The sequence below is a fragment of the Roseibium sp. SCP14 genome, from assembly GCF_040329475.1.
In the GTDB taxonomy this organism is placed as follows: Bacteria; Pseudomonadota; Alphaproteobacteria; order Rhizobiales; family Stappiaceae; genus Roseibium.
In genome coordinates this window covers 217390-237239 of the sequence record NZ_JBDZYH010000001.1, presented here as the reverse complement: position 1 = coordinate 237239, position 19850 = coordinate 217390, and the positions used below count along the sequence as shown (strand labels likewise).

Sequence of the window (19850 nt, the reverse complement as noted above, 5' to 3'; positions counted from 1 at the left end):
CTTTCGAAAATTGACTGCATAATGACTGTATAAGTGTAAGTTGATTGATTGTCACCAGTTTTCCGGAGGGCAACCACGGACATCGGTTTAACCTGCTCCCGGCAATTGGCGGCACGCCTTACTCCCTGTCCATGACCTCAACCGACAGCACTGTCGGCAGGTGACTGGCGATCTCCTTCCAGCTTTCGCCTTCATCCAGGCTGGCGAAGACCGAACCAGAGTTTGTGCCGAAGTAGAGTCCGGCCGGATCCCTGTCATCACCCGCCATCGCTTGGCGCAAGACCGTGAAGAAACAGGCCTTTTGCGGAAGTCCCTCACGCTTTGCCTGCCAGGATTGACCGCCATCCGATGATTTCCAGACCGCTGCCGCTGCGTCCGGCGGGTATCGTCCACCTGCGTCGCTGTTGAGTGGCAGTGTCCAGATCGTATCCGGATCTCTCGGATGCACGCGGATCGGAAAGCCGAAGGTAGAGGGCAGTCCGTCATTGATGTCGTCCCAGCTTCGTCCACCGTCTGCAGAGCGCCAGACGCCGTGGTGGTTCTGTTGATAAAGCAGATCGCCGTTGCCCGGAGCGCGCATCATGTTGTGGACGCAATGGCCGGTTTCACCGTCCCGCGGTGCAGCCGGGTGATCGTGTCCCTCGCAGGCAGCCGCATTTGACAGTCGGTTGCGCCTTTCCCAGGTCTTTCCGCCGTCTTCCGTGGCAAAGACGCCCGCAGCGGAAATGCCGAGCCAGATTTTTTCGGAATTTTCGGGGTCGAAGACAATCGTGTGCAGCACCAGTCCTGCAGCGCCGGGGTTCCAGCTTTCCGCGGAAGGGTGGTTGTTCAGGCTCTCGACATGCGAGAAGCTCTCGCCGTCATCACTACTTGCCAGGAGCCTTGCAGGTTTTGTTCCCGCATAAAGTCTGCCGTTCGAGCATCCGAGTGACCAGATTTGCGAGAATGCGTCGCCATGGGGCAAGGGCTGTGCACTCCAGCCGATCAGCGCGGCGAAATCCGGGTCGTTTGCCGCCCAGTCATCCATGGAACCTTTGGTCAGTCTGGTGAGTTTCCAGTTCTCGCCGCCGTCTTTGCAGCGCCAGACACCTGCGCCATGCCAGTCCCCGCCGCCGCCGGCCCAGATCTTTCCTGAGGCGGCATCGCCGATCACATGGTTGATCGGCCAGCCATCGCAATGCGGGCCGCTGACTTCCCAGCCCGATCTGTCCTGTTTGCCCGAAATCAGAAAGGCGCCCTTGGTGGTGCCGACAAGGATGGTCAGTTCTCCAGCGTTCATCGCCTTGCCTCCTCCCGTTTGGCGGGAAGTGTAACATGTATGGCCGGTGGGAGAGAGGGTGTGGAACTTGTGGCAAGCCGCCGGAGTGTCAACATCCAAAAGGATGATCTCGGGTGGAAGTCGCCGGACCCTCGAGTTTAAGATCCCTAAAGGGCCGCAAGCGTGTCGTCGTGGAGGCAGAAGGAGGGACAGTTGAAAGCTACAGCGATGTTCAAGGTCGTCTCAGTCTTGTGCTTGTTATTCGGAACACAGCTTTCAATTGATGCAGGTCACGCTGATGAGGCCGGGGCTCCGATTGGAGATGCGGTAAACGACCTGCCGCTGTTTGACGCTCATATGCACTACAAGGAACCAGCCTGGGATCAATATCCGGTGCAAAGCGTTGTCGAACTTATGGACTTGAACGGCGTTGCAATGGCACTGGTGTCCTCCACGCCGGACGAGGGCACGATCAGACTTTGGGAATATGCTCCAAACCGCATTGTTCCGGAGTTGCGCCCCTATCACGGTGCCGCAGGTTCATCGAACTGGACCAAGATGAAGGGTATGGAAGACTACCTGACGGGGCGTCTAAAAACTTATCCGCATCAGGGAATTGGCGAATTTCATATTCACCGGCTGGATACGGCGGACGAGCCACTGTTCCGCAAGATCATCGAAATGGCCAGGGAGCGGGATATCTATCTCCATGTTCATTCCGGACCGGAACCTGTCCGTTGGCTCTACGGTCTTGATCCGCAAGTCAAGATCATCTGGGCGCATGCGGGGTTGAGCACGCCTGCTGACCGCGTTTATGCCTTGATGGAGGAGTTTCCGGCACTGCTCGCCGATACATCCTTGCGCGAGCATGACATTCTGGGAGATGGAGAAAACCTCGACCCGCAATGGCTGGAAATCATATTCGACTTTCAGGACCGGCTGATGATCGGCAGCGACACCTGGATCAACAGTCAGTGGGACAACTATTCCCGGATCATGGCGAGCAACCGTCTCTGGCTTTCGCGGCTGCCGCGACCGGTGGCCGAAAAAATTGCTTTCAGGAACGCTCAGCGTTTCTTCGATCGGGACATCTCTGTGGAACAGATCGGATCGCGATGAGCTCGTTGTCGGTTGTGTCCGTCCGGCGCTGTTGAAAATTCGCGGCGAGGCTCTTCTCGTGAGTGTCGTCGTGCCCGGGCTGTGTGGCGGTTTCGCTTCTCCTCTTGGCTGGAGAGCGGCAACGCCTTCCGTAAACGATTAGTTGAATCTGGTTTCACAATTATCGATTGTCTGGAAAATTCAACTCAAAAACACTTGAGCAAAGCAAAGTAGTAAGGAATTCATATAATTTAATTGTCGATTGACGAGATGGTTATTGATGAGTGTTTAGAGTTTATTGCTTGTTCGCGCGACAAGCTCGTCATTTCAGCGTATAGTTATTTGATACAGGTCGCGGCGTGGGGTCGAGAGGTTCGACAAAGTGCAGCGCCCGCAGCCGCTACCCGTTCCGACCGACGTTGGAGGGAAAACTATGGCTCATTTTCATGTATTTGCCGACGTTCACGACACCGCCGAGCATATCAAGATCCGGCACGTGGACATTCAGGATATTATCGACGCGCTCAGGATGGGTGTTGATGACTTCATGGAGAAGCCATCTCACTACGTCTTCTTGTGCGTGATCTATCCGATTGTCGGTTTTATTTTGTTCAGATGGGCGTTCGGCCAGAATTATCTGCAATTGATTTATCCGTTGGTCACCGGATTTGCATTGATCGGGCCGTTTGCTGCGCTGGGGTTCTACGAGATCAGTCGAAGGCGTGAGCTGAAGATGGACACGTCCTGGAAGCACGCTCTGACAGTTTGGAAAACGCCGGCTTTGCCGGCTATTGCCGTCGTCGGTGGCATGTTGATTGTGCTCTTTCTTGCCTGGCTGTTTGTTGCGCAAATGCTTTATGTGGGGATCTACAGTGCCACGCCTCCCGAAGCGCTTGGCCCCTTCCTTGCGGATGTCTTGACCTCGCAAAATGGTTGGGCGCTGATCATTGTCGGTAATGCTGTTGGGTTCCTGTTCGCGTTGGCGGCACTCGTGACGTCGGTTATTTCTCTTCCATTGCTGCTTGATCAGGATGTTGGAGCCTATGTGGCCGTGAAGACATCTGTCATGGCCTGTCTGATGAACCCGGTTCCCATGCTGGCCTGGGGCGCAATTGTTGCCGGTGGTCTGGTTCTGGGGTCTCTGCCACTGCTGCTCGGTCTTGCCGTGGTTCTGCCGATCCTCGCGCACGCGACATGGCATGTGTATCGCAAGGTAATCGATACCTCCGGGCACTGAGGTTCTCATTCAAACCTCACAGGGTCTGACAAGCGCCTGCGGTCTATGAGATCGCAGGCGTTTTTTCGTTCTGCGGAGGTCGTTTCCGGAAGTTTGTGCATGGTTAGGTGAGGGAATGTAACTTGTTTATGAATACCAGATTAAACTTATGTAATTTAAAGTAAGTGATCTAAAAAATGCAAGAAAAATAACCAAATTATCTTCAAGGATACATAAACTTGGAGGTGTAAAATGTTGAAAAGATACGCAGAGAAACGGCAGAATGCCATCAATGCCCGGATTGAACCTCTTGTTAGGCAAGAACGTAGTTTGAGCCGGCAACAGGAGGATGCACTACAGAGGCTTGATCAGGCTTACAGGTTTTGGGGCCGGTTTACATAACCAGATCAATGACGCCGGTCCCTTTGGGGGCGGTCAGGGATGATCGCCCCTTCAATGCGTCTTGACGTGCGCAGATGACCCGCCGCAGCGATCTTGCGAAAAAGATTTGGACACATGACGGCGTAATTTCATTCTCCCGTGGCAAAGAAGATCGTCCGCGTCAGCAGCGTGTAATCGGACTCCATCGCCATGATCCAGACGAAGACGAGCAGGGCGGCTGGCGGCAGTATGATCGCATAGGAGAAGGCCAGGCGTTCCCACGCCATGTGCATGAAATACGCAATGATAAGTCCGGCCTTCAACAGCATGAAAATCAGGATCAGGGTCCATCGGAGATAACCCTCCAGTCCGGCATAATCGACCAGATAGGAAGCCAGGCTCAGTACGAAGAGCCACCCCCAGACAACAAGATAAACCCTGATCGGATGTTGCTGACCTTCGACATGCATGTCCGTGTCCGCCTCATCGGTTTGAACCTGTTGTGTTGATGCATGCGTCTGAGCTTCTGAATGTGTCATTGGTTCCCCCTACCAAAGATAGAAGAATGCGAAGATGAACACCCACACCAGATCGACGAAGTGCCAGTAAAGGCCCATGATCTCGACGCATTCGTAACGTCCCTTGCGACTGGTGAAGAAACCGGGTTTGCCGGAGTCATAGTCGCCCCGCAAGACCTTTCGCACGACAATCAGGAGAAAGATCACGCCGAAGGTGACATGGGTTCCGTGAAAACCGGTGATCATGAAAAAGGAGGCGCCGAATTGCGAAGCACCCCAAGGGTTCGTCCACGGGCGGACACCTTGTGATATCAGTGTTGCCCATTCGAATGCCTGCATCCCGACGAAGAGCGCTCCGAGCGCCGCAGTCGCAAGCATGAGCAGCGCTGTTTTCTTCCGGTCCCGGCGATAGGCGAAGTTCACCGCCATGGCCATGGTACCGCTGCTTGAAATCAGGACAAAGGTCATGATCGCGATCAGCAGTAGCGGCATTTCCACGCCGCCGATATGAAGGGCGAAAACCTCGCTGGGATTGGGCCATGGGACGACGGTCGACATTCTGGCCGTCATGTAGGCCACAAGGAAACTGCCGAACACGAACGTGTCGCTCAGGAGGAAGATCCACATCATGGCCTTTCCCCAGGAGACGTTTTTGAAGGCTGTCTGGTCGGACGCCCAGTCAGTCGTGATACCGCTCAGGCCTGCCGGCCGTTCCGGCGCTGCATTCGTGTGCGGCATATCAGTCATTGAACCGGTCCCTCAGCTGAATAGTTGGCTGCATGTCACGACGATCTCTTCCGCCCAGCCTGCAATCACGACCAGAATTGCCAGCCAGATGGCCAGCAGGAAGTGCCAATAGATCGTGCAAAGTTCCAGTCTGGGTGTGAATGAGCGCGGATCGGTGCTGTGAAAGGCGCTTGAAACCGCAAATGCCAATGCGACCAGACCGCCCAGGATGTGCAGCCCGTGCAGACCCGTCAGCAAATAGAAAAAGGTGACGGCGGGATTGGCGGCAACACCAAGTCCGACGGAAACAAGCTGCAACCAGACCGCCAGTTGACCGAAAACAAAGGCAACACCGGCAAGAGACGCAATCACGAGGCCGCTCCTTGCCGGTCTCAAGGCTCCGTTCCGGGCGTCGATCAGGGCGCAGTGCAGGGCAGCACTGCAGGCGATCAGCATTCCGGTATTCACCCATAACAGGCGAGGTAGTGGGAAATCGCGCCAGTCGGGCAGTCCCATTCGTTCGAAATAAGCGCTGGCGAGCAGAGCAAACAGGGCGCCGACAACAGCCAGGAATACGCCGAGTCCGACTTTCGCGGTCCTGTTGCCCGGGGCCGCTCCCTCGCTGGCGCTTGCCGGAATGCCATGTTCCAGCCAGGGTTTGGACAACAGATGATGCCGGGCCAGCCACCAGCCGGCAATGCACAGGACAAGAAAGATAAAGCTCAGGATGACGCTCATGCCGGAGCCCTCGCAGGTTCCTCAGGCCACGGGTCGTTCTGCGCAATAAAGTCTTCCTTGGCACCGGGGACGCTGTAATCGTAGGCCCAGCGGTACACCACAGGCAGAGATTTGCCCCAATTGCCATGTTCCGGCGGGGTCACGGGTGTCTGCCATTCAAGGGACGCCGCCCGCCAGGGATTGCCACCGGCCTCTTCGCCGTGACGCAGGCTCCACAGCAGATTGAACAGGAAAACCATCTGTGCGGCGCCGACAATCAGGGCCGCAATCGAAATGAACGCGTTCAGATCGGCGATCGATGGCGGTACGAACAACAGGTCTCCCAGTTCATTGTACCGGCGCGGCACGCCCACCAGTCCGACGTAATGCATCGGGAAAAAGATCGCGTACGACCCGACGAAAGTGACCCAGAAATGGATCCGTCCCATCGTTTCGTTCAGCATTCTTCCCGTGATCTTCGGATACCAGTGATAGATCGCGCCAAAAATCACCATGATGGGGGCAACGCCCATCACCATGTGAAAATGCGCGACCACGAACATGGTGTCCGAAAGCGGGACGTCGACAACCACGTTGCCGAGGAAGAGCCCGCTCAGCCCGCCATTGAGGAAGGTGACGATGAAGGCCAGTGCAAACAACATGGGCAGGGTGAAATGGATGTCGCCACGCCAGAGGGTCAATACCCAGTTATAGACCTTGATGGCTGTGGGTATGGCGATGATCAGCGTGGTCGTTGCAAAGAAGAAACCGAACCAGGGGTTCATGCCGCTGACATACATGTGATGTGCCCACACGATGAAGCTGAGCGCACCGATAATCACGATAGCCCACACCATCATCCGGTAGCCGAAGATGTTCTTGCGCGCATGAACACTGATCAGGTCCGAGACGATCCCGAAGGCCGGAAGGGCGACGATGTAGACTTCCGGATGACCAAAGAACCAGAACAGATGCTGGAACAGGATCGGGCTGCCGCCGCCATATTCAAGCCGCTCTCCCAGCTCAACGAGTGCCGGCATGAAGAAACTGCTGCCGACGAGGCGGTCGAACAGCATCATGACACCGGCGACGAACAGGGCAGGGAACGCCAAAAGCGCCATGACGGTAGCGGTGAATATGCCCCAGATCGTCAGGGGCATGCGCATCAAGGTCATACCGCGCGTGCGGCATTGCAGAACTGTGACCGCGTAGTTGAGGCCGCCCATGGTGAAGCCGATAATGAACAGCACGAGCGACGACAGCATAAGCAGAATGCCGGCCTCCTGGCCACCGGGTGTACCCGACAAGATCGCTTGCGGTGGATAGAGCGTCCATCCGGCTCCGGTCGGACCTCCCGGCGCGAAAAAGCTGGCGACCAGCACCAGCACGGCAAGCAGGTAGATCCAGAAGCTCAGCATGTTGACGTATGGAAAAGCCATGTCGCGTGCGCCGATCATGAGCGGGATCAGGTAGTTCCCGAAACCGCCCAGAAAAAGCGCTGTGAGCAGGTAGATCACCATGATCATGCCGTGCATGGTGATGAACTGGTAATAGGCTTCTACGGTGATGAAGGAGAACGTGTCGGGAAATCCGAGCTGAAGGCGCATAAGCCAGGACAGAACAAGCGCAACGAGGCCGATCAATATTGCCGTGCCGGAATACTGAATGGCAATAATCTTGGCATCCTGCGAGAAGACGTATTTCGTCCACCAGCTTTTCGGATGGTAAAGCTCAACGTCAGGGACCTCCGCGGGTGGAACAGCACCAGCTGCCTTGGGCGTGAACTCGACCATTGCGCTCTCCTTGTTTCGCGAAGCGCCGGTTGGCAGAACCCGCCGGAACTTCCAGTTTTCTTTTCCTTTTGTCTGCGTCGTTTTCTATATTCTCAGGGCCTGGACCTGGAGGCTGTCTTGATGCCGGAGTACCCAGCCAATTCCGAAAAAGTAGACTGCTCCTCCAGCCAGGTTTGATAATCGTCTGTTGTGTCGACCAGTACGAGTCCGCGCATGAAGGCGTGACCGACACCGCAAAGCTCGGCACACAGGATTTCGAACTCCCCGGTTCTTGTCGGCGTGATCCAGAAATAGGTCACGGTTCCCGGAATGAGGTCCATTTTCGCCCTGAATTCAGGAACATAGAAGTCATGCAGGACATCAATCGACCGCAGCAGGATCTTGACTGGCTTTCCAATCTCGAGATGCAGGTCGTCAGCCTCGATGATGACGTCATCCGCACTGTTGGGGTCATCCGGATTGAGACCAAGTGGATTCTCAGCCGTGATCAGATGGGTGTCCGAAGTGCCAAGGACACCATCTTCACCCGGCAACCGGAAGTTCCATTGCCATTGCAGGCCGACGACTTCGATCTCGCCGGCATCGTCCGGGACGTTGATGAACTGGGACCAGACGTAAAGCCCCGGCGCCAGCAACGCCGCAACGCCGACGGTCGTTGCAGCGGTCAGCCAGATTTCCAGCTTTTTGTTTTCCGGCTCGTAAGCCGCCTTCGAGCCTTCCTTGTGCCGGAAGCGGAAGAGGCAATAGGCCATGAACAGCGTCACTGCCGCAAAGACTGCACCCGTGATCCAGAAGGTGATGACGAGTGTGTCGTCAATGTAGCCCCAGTTCGATGCAATCGGCGTCATCCACCATGGGCTTAGCAGGTGAAATGCCACCGAACCCAACACAAGGATTACAAGTATAACTGCGAAATACATGCTCAATCTCCCCTAGGGGAATGGTTGAGTGTATCTCATTTTGCATCAATAGCTCAAGCAGGTTGAAAGTTGTGTCTTGGTTGATTCTTTTGTTTTTGGTGCAATCTCGTCTTGTCGGGTGGTGGTCGATACTTGAGATTTCCTGATGTTTTCAAACTCTCGACTTTCCTGAGATTTCAGTCCTTTGGGGTTGTTTTGTCTGAGCCGCCAAACAATGAAATCAGGCCGTCCGACAAAGCTCCCTGCCAGACAAGGTAGTCGTGTGCACCGGCATATTCGCGAAGTTTCACGTCGTAGCCTTTGGCCTGCAAAACGGTTTTCAAGTGCCGGTTTGTACTCAGGATATCCAGCTCGCCGGCACGTCCTGTCTCGTACAGTCCTGCAGTGAGAAAAAAACGGACATCCACCGTATCGAGCGCGGCAACGCGGTTTGCGGTGTATTCCCTCTCTTCGCCCGGTGTGCTGTCTGGAGACCACCAGAAGGAGCCAGACATCGAAATCACGTTTCCAAAGACATTCGGGAACTCGAGAGCCAGTCTGGTCGCTGCCAGGCCGCCGAAACTGGAACCGGCGACGACCGTCCGTTCAGGCGATATGGAGCGGCCAAGTTTCCCTTGTGCAAGCGGTATGATCTCTCTTGCGACCATGTTGGCAAAACCGCTGTCTCCGGGCAACTCGCGGCTGCGCGTTTCCATATTTGGATTCGAGATGAGAACCGCAGCTGTCTGCGGACCGGTTCGTGCCGCGTGCATGTTGTCCAGTATTGTCGGTACCGACACGAGTGACTGATAGGCAGCACCGTCGAAAAGCACCAGCAGAACGGTTTCGGGATCGTCCGGATCAAAACCCGGTGGCGTGTAAAGGCTGATGCGCCGGGTGTTCTCCAGGACTTTGCTGGTGAACGAGAAGTGTTCCACTGTCCCCTGAACAGCGTTCTGGAAACCGGCAAACGGCTGCTTCGGTGCACCTGGAAGTTCGACGACCGATTTCTGATTGTAGGGATCCGCCGCGGACAGTGGCCAGGGGGATTTGTTCAGGGGATCGGCTTGCGCGGTTGCAAGGATCGCCACGCGGCGTTCCCAATAGGTGCCCGGAATGTTCGGAACATCGGGGGCAAGCCGGTAGGAGAGGCGGGTTGAAGTCGGGAGCCGGTAGCTGCGGTACCATATGTCAGTACTCTCCAGTCGGTACATCGGGTCATGATCGGCAGACGGAGACCCCAGAATGTGCACACCGGACTTGGCACCGCGATAGAAGAAGGTGACGATTGAAGTGCCGTCGTCAACCGGTTCAATAAGCGGCGTCCCCTTGCTTTCAAGCTCAGACCAGAATTCATCGATCGTCTGTTTCGTGAGACTTCCAGCCATGAGTCGGTGCAGCGCGGGGCTTAAAGGATTTGCGGCGGCATCCTGTTCCTTTTGCTCTGTGAGTGGCTGAGAAACTTTATTGAATTCAATATGAAAGCCGGTCTGGCGATCGCCTGGCTTTTCAGGTGAATGCACCTTCAGATAGGTGGTATCTGGCGGAACAATGAAGTGAAAGCCGTCGATGTAGCCGTCAGCGTCTACCAGACGCCTGATGTGGTCACCGGTTTCGGAAACGAGGTCCAGATGGAGCGGGTTTCCAATGACCGACAATTTGCCCGCGACATAGGTTCCGGGCTCAAAGTCAAGACGCAGCCGTTGAGCTGCGCCTTCTGGATTGAGCGTATCCTGCCAATGCGTATTCCTGTTTCGCTGGGTTGGTTCGATGGTCCGAGCTCCAGCCGCTTCGCTGGACGAGGGGGCGTTTTCAGCTGCCTGAACCACCCTTTCAGGTACCACCAACACTGAAAGCGTCATGACCATACTCAGGAAACGGTTTGTCCGTGACCGGCGCATGGCATCACCACGTGTATTTGAGCTTGGCGGTCACCGTACGGCCCGGGCCGTACCAGCAGGCATATCGGGAGGCGCAGCTGGCAGTGTAGCGTTTGTCCAGTAGGTTGCTGGCATTGACCTGTAATCTGACCCCTTCGAGCGTGTTGGAAACTGCCCCGAAATCGTAGCTCGCCATGGCGTCTAGTAGCGTCGCGGAAGGCACTGTGATCTCGTTTGTCCGGTCCGTGCTGCGACCGATGTATCGCACACCCAGGCCAAGTCCGAAGCCGTTGAGCCTGCCTTCCGTGAATTCGTATCGACCCCAAAGATTTGCAAGATGCTCAGGCAGGCGATCGACCGTCAGTCCGACCATGCTGGGATCTTCGTCATTCGTGATTTCCGCGTTCACGTATGTGTAGGAGCCGACAAGAGAGAAGTTGTCGGAGATCTGCGCGTGCCCTTCGACTTCGAAACCCTGACTGCGGATTTCACCGGTCTGATAGACTTCTCTGGTGATCGGATCCGTAGAGGAATTATTTTGCTGCATGATATGGAAGGCTGCGGCGTAAACCTGAAATCTGCCGTCAGCCGTTGCGTATTTGACACCGGCCTCCCACTGCTGTGCCGTCACCGGGTCCAAAGCGTTGTTGTTGTGGTCGGCTTCCAGAGATGGTTCGAACGAGGTGGAATAACTTGCGTAGGGCGATATTCCGCTGTCGAAATTGTAGATTGCCCCGATGCGGCCCGAAAACGCACCGTCATAATAGGAAGAACCGTCTCCGGAGTATTGATCGACTTCCGTACCGGCCCAGTCATAGCGGCCACCCAGACTGACGGTCAGATTCTCGAATTCGATCTGGTCTTGCATATACAGACCCAACTGCCAGGCGGTCGTGACTTCATCGCTCGTCCACATGTCCAGGGTAATGTCGGGCAGGTTGCCGTAGCTGGGGTTCATCCAGTTGACGTCGAGCCCGGTCGTGTCTCCAAAACCCCATTGATAATTGCGTTTCGAATGCTTGAAGTCGAGGCCGGTCAAAAGCGTGTGGTTGAGAGAACCGGTCTGGAAGTCGCTTTGCAGCTGATTGTCGATCACAAACTGGTTGAGGTCGGTCGATCCACCGCTCGGTCTGCGGCTGATGTTTCCTGTTGCATCGTCGAGCGAGCCCCATGTGAGGGTTTGGTGATAGGTGTCGAATATGTTGTAGGCGGCTTTTTGCCGGAACTGGAATGTCTCGTTGAACCTGTGCTCGAACTCGTAGCCGATCTGGACCTGCGTCCGTCTGAACTCTTCGAAATCCGGATCGGTGATGTTGAAGTCGTTCGGAATGAAGCCGTGAGAGGTCGAGTAAAGGGTCCCGTTCGCTTCCCTGAAATTTCGGAACCCGGCCTTGGGTTCGTGGCTGATCAATGACGTCACTGTCAGCGACGTGTCGTCTGTCGGCGCCCACCGGATGCTCGGAGCGAGGGTTATGCCTTCCTGACTGAGCCCGTCTTCCTCCAGGTCGAACCTTTCAGCGATACCCGCAACGCGATAGCTCCAGACGCCGTCCTTGTCGAATGTGCCTTGAAAGTCAAAAGCGCCGCCTATTCTTGCGTCAATTCCCGTTGTCAGCTCGATTTCCCTGCGCGTTTCGCCGGTAGGTTTTTTTGTGACAAGATTGACGATCCCGCCGGGATTGGCCTGACCGTAGAGAATGGACGCCGGACCTTTCAGAACTTCAATTCGCTCCAGCACGTAGGGATTGATTTGCCCCAGGGAGCTCCAGCCGAATTCAAGTCCGTTGACATAACGCGGAACGTACCCGAAGCCGCGAATGTACATTTCGTCGCGAAGATTGGACGAGCCACGATATTCGGTCGCAACGCCAGCGGTGTAGCGTAAGGCCTGGGACACCGATCTGGCGTCCTGATCTTCAATCTGCTGGCTTGGAACGACACTCACCGCCTGAGGAGTCTTGATCAGCGGCGTATCGGTTTTTGTGCCCGCCCGGCTTCGATTGGCCACATATCCTTCCACCGGACCATCCGCTGTCTCTTGTGACTCATGAATTTCGATCTTCTCCAGATCGATTGGCGTGGCGTTTTGTGCGGTGGCTGTTGAGATGGCCAGAATGCTGACTGTCGCTGCCAGGTTCGCGGCAGCAAATCGGGAAGGGAGGCGATGCATTTCATACCTGTTCGGAGTGAGCGGTCTCCGGTGCTTTTGTTCGCATCCGGTGAGCGCTTAAACTTGACTTTATAACTCAGGTATTAGAAGGACTGGGTAAATGAGTCCATCCGACAGCTTGTGCGTAAATGCCAAAAGTCTTCTCCGATGCGCCAAAACGGATCGGGCACAGCAACATGCAAGAAGTTTTGTTCATGACAGACGTCAATCCGCCCCGAAAACTCAGGAATGGTCAGATCGTTCGCGTTGACAGCGCCATCTGGCCGAGAACCACCATCGATACGGTTTTGACGTCCTTCGTTCGCGAGAAATTTCAGACATTTGTCTTTCTGGAAGGCGAACAGAGCTTTTGGCTGGACGAGAAGTTTTTTCATGTCGATGCCGGTCATGGATCCAATCGCCGACCGAAAGCACTGACCTTCGCCCTGAAACGGAACACGGAAATCCGGTTGCTCAGGGGAACCAGCAGTCCCTTGAACAAGGTCTCGATCACGTCGCCGATCGGATGGATGGACGAAATGGAAATATCCGGGACATCCCGTTCAGCAAGCATCGTCGACTTCATGAGCGGTCATCTGAACCATCTTGTGTGGGAACCGGGCCCCGAAGTCGTGGCGCTTGCCGAACAGGTCTCCGCTCCGCCGAGGTGGCTCGGCAATGACATGCTGCCTCTTTATCGGACCGCACGTGGTTTCGATTTGATGATTTCGGTGTGCCGGAAGTTGAGTGGTGAAGGTGAAAACCAAGTACCTGTACACTCGCGCACTTCAGCCTCACAAATGGAGCGGGTGAGGGACTTCATCATGGACAACCTCCATGAGGACTTTCACATCGAAGACATCGCGCGCCAGACTGGTACGAGCGTCCGCTCATTGCAGCGCAAGTTCAAGGACTTCTACGGAGAGACCGTCTTCGAATTCGTCCGGAATGCTCGCTTGGAGCGAGCGCGAGAAGCCCTGTTGCGCGATCACATCAGTGTCTCGGACGCATCATTAGTTGCCGGATATGCATCGCCGGCAGCTTTCGCCACGGCGTTCCGGAAGCGGTTCGGTGAAGTGCCGCGTCGAATGAGAGCGGCGCTTCGCGAGAGCTGAGTGCGAGTTTCCTGTTTCAAGGCCAGATGAGGTCGGTGGGGGCTTCGTCTTGTCCACCGCAGCAAACGCGCGAGCCTTTCACCTTGGCCTTGCCGCAGGCCACCAGTTCAAGTGCCTTGGGATAGATCTTGTGTTCCACTTCCAGGACACGTGCTGCCAAAGTGTCGGGCGTATCTTCATCGAGAACCGGAACGGCCCCTTGAATGATGATCGGGCCGTCGTCCATTTCCGCCGACACGTAGTGAACGGTCGCGCCGTGGAGTTTTACACCTTCTTCGAGCGCACGCTCGTGGGTCGCCAGACCTTTGAATGCCGGCAGAAGGGCGGGGTGGATGTTGATCATCCGTCCGTTCCAGGAATTGACCAGATAGGGGGTCAGGATGCGCATGAAACCGGCAAGTGCGACAAGCTCGATCTTGAGTTCCTTCAAGACGTCATTGACGGCTTTCTCGAAAGCTTGCCGGTCGCCGGAAAAGTCCCTGTGATCGACGACAGCTGTCGGAATGCCGAAATCCTGGGCTCGTTCGAGGCCCTTGGCATCCGGCCGGTTGGAAAGAACCAGCGCAATTTCCGCAGGATAGGACGGATCCATCGCCGCGGAAATCAGGGCTCCCATATTGGTGCCGCGTCCGGAAATCAGGATAGCTGTGCGCTTGCGGCTCATGCAGAAAGATCCAGGCTGCTGTCAAACAGAACCGGAGCATCGCCAGCTGCTTCGATCCGGCCGATCCGCGAGACCTTTTCGCCTGCTTCGGTCAGCACTTCGGTTACAGCTTCTGCCTCGTCTTCGGCAGCAACGACAACCATGCCCACTCCGCAGTTGAAGGTCCGCAGCATCTCAGCTTCGGCTACACCACCGGTTTTGGCAAGCCAGCCAAAGACGTCCGGGGCTGTAATGCTCGAAAGATCAATCCGCGCGGAGGCATTATCCGGAAGGACACGCGGCAGGTTTTCCGGCAATCCGCCGCCGGTAATATGTGCCAGTGCCTTGACGCCCGACGTCTCGCGGAGCGCCGCCAGCAGTGGTTTGACGTAGATTCTGGTCGGCTCCATCAAGGCTTCGCCAAGCGATTTCGAGGTGTCGAAAGGCGCCTTGTCGGTCCATGTCATTCCGGCGAGTTCGATGATTTTGCGCACCATCGAGTAACCATTGGAATGAACCCCGGAGGATGCAAGTCCAAGCAGCACATCGCCTGCGGCGACGTCCTTGCGCGGCAGAATTTCACCGCGTTCGACCGCCCCGACCGAGAAACCTGCCAGGTCGTAATCGCCCGCGGCATACATGCCCGGCATCTCGGCTGTCTCTCCGCCGATCAGCGCGGCGCCGGAGAGCTTGCAGCCGTCGGCTATGCCTGCGACGACATCGGTTGCCGTTTCAACATCAAGTGCTCCGGTTGCAAAATAGTCGAGGAAAAACAGAGGTTCTGCGCCCTGAACGACCAGGTCGTTCACGCACATGGCCACAAGGTCGATGCCGACGGTGCGGTGTTGCCCTGTCTCGATGGCAATTTTCAGCTTGGTGCCGACGCCATCATTTGCGGCGACGAGGACCGGGTCCTTGAAGCCGGCTCCCTTGAGATCAAACAAGCCGCCAAATCCGCCAATATCACTGTCCGCGCCAGGCCGGGAAGTGGCTTTGACCAGCGGTTTGATGCGGTTCACCAGTTCGTTTCCGGCGTCGATGTCGACACCGGCATCGGCGTAGGTCAGACCATTGGAGGTGGGAGGCGTGGATTGGCTCATGACGGCTCCAAAACAGGTTTCTTTCGCGCGAAACATCAGCGCGTTCAAAGGATCCCTGCCGCGCATACAGCCTTGTGGACATTTTCACAAGAGCTGGCGGACCATCATCACCGCGAAATCGGGCCCTTGACCCGGTATGGCAGGAACACCTAAGTCCAATGTGAGTTACGTTCCGGTCAAACGGCCGTTTTTGCAGATCGGGTCCATTCGGGGTCGAATTTGAGAAATCCCGTCAGGGAGGAGTTTCATGACTTTACGCCGTCAGGTTCAATTCTGGCTGATTTCCCTGGCCGTATTCTGTGCCTTTCTTTACGTCTTTTCCGGTGTGTTGCTGCCGTTCGTAGCGGGTATGGCCGTTGCCTATCTGCTGGATCCGGTGTGCGACAGGCTCGAGGGTCTTGGAATGGGCAGGATGTGGGCGACACTGACGATCCTGTTGGCCTTCATTTTGATCCTGGTCCTTTTCTTCATCTTGTTGTTGCCGGTTCTGGGCAATCAGCTGGCGCTCTTTCTGGAAAATTTTCCGGATCTCGTCCGCAGGCTGCAATCCCTGCTGTCGGAATACTTCCCGGCAAATCTGGCAACCATGGCCGGGCTGGCTCCGGAAGATCTGCAAGCTTCCATGTCCAACCTGATAGGCCAGGGGGCGGCCTTTGTCGGAAAGCTGGCGCAGTCCATCTGGAGTGGAGGGCAGGCGCTGCTTTCCATTCTGTCCCTGTTTGTCATCACACCGGTCGTTGCGTTCTACCTGCTGCTCGACTGGGATCATATGGTCGAGCGCATCGACAGCTGGCTGCCACGCGATCACCTGGGAGAAATTCGCGGGCTTGCCAAGGAAATGGACCTGGCGGTTGCGGGATTTGTTCGTGGTCAGGTGTCTGTCTGTGTGATCCTCGGTTGCTTTTATGCCGTCTCGCTTGCTCTGGTCGGACTGAATTTCGGACTGCTGATCGGAATGGGCGCAGGGCTTATCAGCTTCATCCCATTTGTCGGCGCCGGGCTTGGCTTCATTGTTTCAATCGGCGTCGCGCTTGTTCAATTCTGGCCTGAATGGCCCTGGATACTGGTGGTCGGAGCAATTTTTGCAGTGGGTCAGTTTCTGGAAGGAAATGTGCTTCAGCCGAAGCTGGTTGGAGACAGCACCGGCCTGCATCCGGTGACGCTGATGTTCGCCCTTTTTGCCTTTGGATATCTCTTTGGATTTGTGGGGATGTTGGTAGCTGTTCCGGCTGCTGCAATGATCGGCGTGCTTGCACGTTTCGGACTTAAGCAGTACCTAGCAAGCCCAGTTTACAAGGGTACCGGCCGTTCGACTTCGGCCATGGAAGAGTAAGTGTCAGGATTATGGCGGAAACTCCGCGCCAACTGCCGTTAGTATTGCCGCACGAAGCGGCTCTCAGTCGCGACGATTATCTGGTCGGCGGCTCCAACCGGGCCGCTTTTGAGCTGCTTGAACGCTGGCCTGACTGGCCTGCGCCGGTCGTGGTGCTTGCCGGGCCGGTCGGTTCGGGAAAAAGCCACCTCGTTCAGGCCTTCTGTGACGAGACCGGGGCAGCCGTCATTTCGGCACCGGACTTGACCGAGGCAGCGGTTGCCGAACTCGTGACCGCGCCGTCTACCATTGTCGAGGATGCGCATCTTGGCGTTGACAACACCGCCCTGTTTCATCTCCTCAACGCTTCCAGGCAGGCTGGAAAGACGGTTTTGATCACCAGCCGAACCTGGCCGGCAAGCTGGAAAATCACACTTCCGGACCTCATGTCGCGTTTACGGGCTGCAACGCCGGTGGAAATACTGGAGCCGGACGACGACCTGTTGCGCCGGGTCCTGGTGAAACTGTTCGCTGACCGGCAGATCGGTATCGACATATCCGTGGTTGATTACCTTGTCGTGAGGATGGAGCGCTCCCTGGAAGTGGCGATGCGGGCCGTCGAAGCCATTGATCAGGAGGCCTTGGCCGGACGTGTCAAGATCACCAAACCTCTCGTTGGCCGGGTTCTCGAAAATGTGCATAAAGGCTGACAACCGGCAACTTGACCAAAGGGGTGTAATTTGTCCGGTTACCGGTCCATGCTAGGCACGTTGGCGGATTGGCGCTTGAGACGGCCGATCTGTAGCTAAAGGGGAAGGTGCCATGAACGAAACCACTGATCTTGCTGCGGTCTCATCTCCTTCTGTTGAAAGCCCGGAGTTCGAGTCCACACAAGCTGACCCGGTTCCGGCAAGCATTCTTGCAGATTCCCCATCACGGTTCATGAACCGGGAACTATCATGGCTGCAATTCAACTTGCGCGTTCTGGAAGAAGCCAGAAACCAGAACCACCCTCTGTTGGAGCGGGTCCGGTTCCTGTCGATTTCGGCAAACAATCTCGACGAATTCTTCATGGTACGTGTGGCGGGCTTGCGCGGGCAGCAACGGGCCGATGTCACCTATCTTTCCGATGACGGGCTGACACCGTCAGAACAATTGCAGAAGATCAGTGACGCCGTGCGCGAACTGCAGGCGCAGCAGCAGGAGATCTGGGGTGAGCTCCGCAAGGAGATTGCCGAAAAAGGCATTGAAATTCTCGATCGGGAGAAAGTCAGCGACGCTGACAAAGAGTGGCTGCAGGACTACTTCCTGGCCTATATTTTTCCTGTCCTGACACCGCTGGCCATCGATCCGGCGCACCCATTCCCCTTTATTCCCAATCTTGGATTTTCGATCGTCTTTGAACTTGCGCCAATATCCGGTGGGCGCGGCATGATCGCATTGCTCAGGATTCCCAACCAGGTCGAGCGTTTCGTGAAACTGCCCGACGGGGAAGACGGTGCAGCTCGCTTTCTCGCCATCGAAAAAGTCGTCAGCATGTTCATCGGCAGGCTGTTTCCAGGCTACGAAATTCGCGGCAAGGGGGCATTCCGAGTTATTCGGGACAGCGATCTTGAAATCGAAGAAGAAGCGGAAGATCTCGTCCGGCTGTTTGAAAGTGCCTTGAAGCGCCGGCGCCGCGGGTCCGTGATCCGCCTGGAAATTCAGGAAACGACACCACCGGCTTTGCAGGAGTTCGTTGCGGAAGCACTGAATGTCGGTAAACGCGAAATCTTTCTGGCAAATGGCTTGCTAGCTCTCAACAATCTGTCGCAGATCGTGGATCTGGAGCGGCCCGACCTGAAATTCAAGCCGTATACGGCGCGCTTTCCGGAACGCATTCGCGAACATGGTGGGGATTGTCTTGCAGCCATTCACCAGAAGGACATCATCGTCCATCACCCGTATGAATCCTTCGATGTTGTCGTCCAGTATCTGCGTCAGGCAGCAAGAGACCCGGATGTTGTTGCGATCAAGCAGACCCTTTACCGCACGTCCAACAATTCTCCGATCGTGAAAGCGCTGGCGGAGGCTGCCGAGGCAGGCAAATCGGTGACCGCGCTAGTGGAGCTGAAGGCGCGGTTTGACGAAGCCGCCAACATCAAGTGGGCGCGGGATCTTGAAAGGGCCGGAGTGCAGGTCGTCTTCGGCTTCATTGAGCTCAAGACCCATTCCAAGCTTTCCATGGTCATTCGCCGTGAACATGAACAGCTGAAAACGTATTGTCACATCGGCACGGGCAACTATCACCCAATCACTGCTCGCATATACGAAGACTTGTCGTTTTTTACCGACGATCCCGGCATTGCGGAAGACGCGGCCCGTGTCTTCAACTTCATCACCGGCTATGCGGAGCCGGCTGAGCTCAATCACCTGATGGTTTCTCCGGTGAACCTGCGAAGTCGCATGCTGGAAATGACCGAAGCCGAGATAGAGCACGCCAAAGCGGGCCGTCCGGCGCAGATCTGGATGAAGATGAATTCCCTGGTCGACCCGGAAGTCATCGACTCGCTCTACCGGGCAAGTCAGGCAGGAGTGCAGATCGATCTGGTCATTCGCGGCATTTGCTGTTTGCGGCCTGGAATTGATGGGCTGTCTGAAAACATCCGGGTGAAGTCCATTGTCGGACGTTTCCTGGAACATTCACGGATATTCTGTTTCGGCAACGGATACGGACTGCCATCACCAGAGGCGCACGTCTATATCGGCTCGGCCGACCTGATGCCGCGCAATATCGACCGCCGCGTGGAAGTTTTGACACCGCTGATGACACCGACCGTGCATGAACAGGTTCTTGATCAGATCATGGTGGCAAATCTGAAGGACAATCAGCAAAGCTGGCGCATTCTTCCCGATGGCAGCCACGAAAGGATTGAGCCCGGCGTGAATGAAGAGCCGTTCAATGCCCATCAGTATTTCATGACCAACCCGTCTCTTTCGGGCAGGGGCAAGTCACTGAAGAGCGATCGTCCGAAGCCGTTCCTCAAGCGGCAAAAACGAGGATAA

The 19850-nt window shown here is 56.0% G+C and carries 16 protein-coding genes; 6 read left to right on the top strand and 10 right to left on the bottom strand.

Translation table 11 applies throughout. The annotated features are described in order from the left end of the window. Window positions 1-118: 118 nt before the first annotated feature. On the bottom strand, window positions 119-1279 hold the full coding sequence (locus tag ABLQ08_RS01100) for a WD40/YVTN/BNR-like repeat-containing protein (RefSeq protein WP_352938446.1): 1161 nt from the start codon (window positions 1277-1279) through the stop codon (window positions 119-121). A 192-nt stretch (window positions 1280-1471) separates the two neighbouring features. On the opposite strand from ABLQ08_RS01100, the gene ABLQ08_RS01095 reads away from it, so the two are divergent. Beyond that, complete coding sequence (locus ABLQ08_RS01095; RefSeq protein ID WP_352938444.1) at window positions 1472-2377, top strand: amidohydrolase family protein; 906 nt, start codon at window positions 1472-1474, stop codon at window positions 2375-2377. A 412-nt stretch (window positions 2378-2789) separates the two neighbouring features. Then, window positions 2790-3593: a DUF2189 domain-containing protein gene (locus tag ABLQ08_RS01090; protein WP_352938441.1), complete on the top strand. Its 804-nt coding sequence runs from the start codon at window positions 2790-2792 to the stop codon at window positions 3591-3593. Window positions 3594-4102: 509 nt separating this feature from the next. Here ABLQ08_RS01090 and ABLQ08_RS01085 read toward each other — a convergent pair. From ABLQ08_RS01085 to ABLQ08_RS01055, 7 genes are all read right to left on the bottom strand, one after another. Further along, window positions 4103-4492, bottom strand: coding sequence for a cytochrome C oxidase subunit IV family protein (locus tag ABLQ08_RS01085; RefSeq protein WP_417714882.1), 390 nt, complete (start codon window positions 4490-4492; stop codon window positions 4103-4105). 9 nt (window positions 4493-4501) lie between these two features. After that, window positions 4502-5218 (bottom strand): heme-copper oxidase subunit III family protein, encoded by a 717-nt coding sequence (locus tag ABLQ08_RS01080; RefSeq protein ID WP_417714881.1) that lies wholly within the window; start codon window positions 5216-5218, stop codon window positions 4502-4504. Between the two features lie 12 nt (window positions 5219-5230). Further along, window positions 5231-5935, bottom strand: a complete 705-nt coding sequence (locus ABLQ08_RS01075; RefSeq protein ID WP_352938439.1) for a cytochrome c oxidase subunit 3 — start codon at window positions 5933-5935, stop codon at window positions 5231-5233. After that, window positions 5932-7707, bottom strand: coding sequence for a cbb3-type cytochrome c oxidase subunit I (locus ABLQ08_RS01070; protein ID WP_352938437.1), 1776 nt, complete (start codon window positions 7705-7707; stop codon window positions 5932-5934). The genes ABLQ08_RS01075 and ABLQ08_RS01070 overlap by 4 nt, the downstream gene beginning before the upstream one ends. Before the next feature lie 92 nt (window positions 7708-7799). Further along, window positions 7800-8627, bottom strand: coding sequence for a cytochrome c oxidase subunit II (locus tag ABLQ08_RS01065; RefSeq protein ID WP_352938436.1), 828 nt, complete (start codon window positions 8625-8627; stop codon window positions 7800-7802). Window positions 8628-8803: 176 nt separating this feature from the next. Then, window positions 8804-10468, bottom strand: coding sequence for an enterochelin esterase domain-containing protein (locus ABLQ08_RS01060; protein WP_352938433.1), 1665 nt, complete (start codon window positions 10466-10468; stop codon window positions 8804-8806). Between the two features lie 43 nt (window positions 10469-10511). Further along, window positions 10512-12656, bottom strand: a complete 2145-nt coding sequence (locus ABLQ08_RS01055; protein ID WP_352938431.1) for a TonB-dependent siderophore receptor — start codon at window positions 12654-12656, stop codon at window positions 10512-10514. A gap of 194 nt (window positions 12657-12850) precedes the next feature. On the opposite strand from ABLQ08_RS01055, the gene ABLQ08_RS01050 reads away from it, so the two are divergent. Then, entirely contained in the window at window positions 12851-13750 is a 900-nt protein-coding gene (locus ABLQ08_RS01050; protein WP_352938428.1) for an AraC family transcriptional regulator, read from the top strand. A 16-nt stretch (window positions 13751-13766) separates the two neighbouring features. On the opposite strand, the gene purN is transcribed toward ABLQ08_RS01050, so the two are convergent. Both purN and purM read right to left on the bottom strand, forming a co-directional pair. Further along, entirely contained in the window at window positions 13767-14414 is a 648-nt protein-coding gene (purN, locus tag ABLQ08_RS01045) for a phosphoribosylglycinamide formyltransferase (protein WP_352938425.1), read from the bottom strand. Next, window positions 14411-15493, bottom strand: a complete 1083-nt coding sequence (gene purM, locus ABLQ08_RS01040; protein ID WP_352938423.1) for a phosphoribosylformylglycinamidine cyclo-ligase — start codon at window positions 15491-15493, stop codon at window positions 14411-14413. Before purM ends, purN begins: the two co-directional genes overlap by 4 nt. Before the next feature lie 247 nt (window positions 15494-15740). Between purM and ABLQ08_RS01035 the strand changes: the two genes are divergently transcribed. The 3 genes from ABLQ08_RS01035 (at window position 15741) to ABLQ08_RS01025 (ending at window position 19850) form a co-directional block, all read left to right on the top strand. Next, window positions 15741-16826 carry an AI-2E family transporter gene (locus ABLQ08_RS01035; RefSeq protein WP_352938420.1) on the top strand — a complete coding sequence of 362 codons (1086 nt, stop codon included), beginning with the start codon at window positions 15741-15743 and terminating at the stop codon, window positions 16824-16826. Between the two features lie 11 nt (window positions 16827-16837). Then, on the top strand, window positions 16838-17515 hold the full coding sequence (locus ABLQ08_RS01030; RefSeq protein ID WP_352938418.1) for an AAA family ATPase: 678 nt from the start codon (window positions 16838-16840) through the stop codon (window positions 17513-17515). A gap of 112 nt (window positions 17516-17627) precedes the next feature. Then, a complete protein-coding gene (locus tag ABLQ08_RS01025) occupies window positions 17628-19850 on the top strand; it encodes an RNA degradosome polyphosphate kinase (RefSeq protein ID WP_352938415.1) in 2223 nt (740 codons plus the stop codon).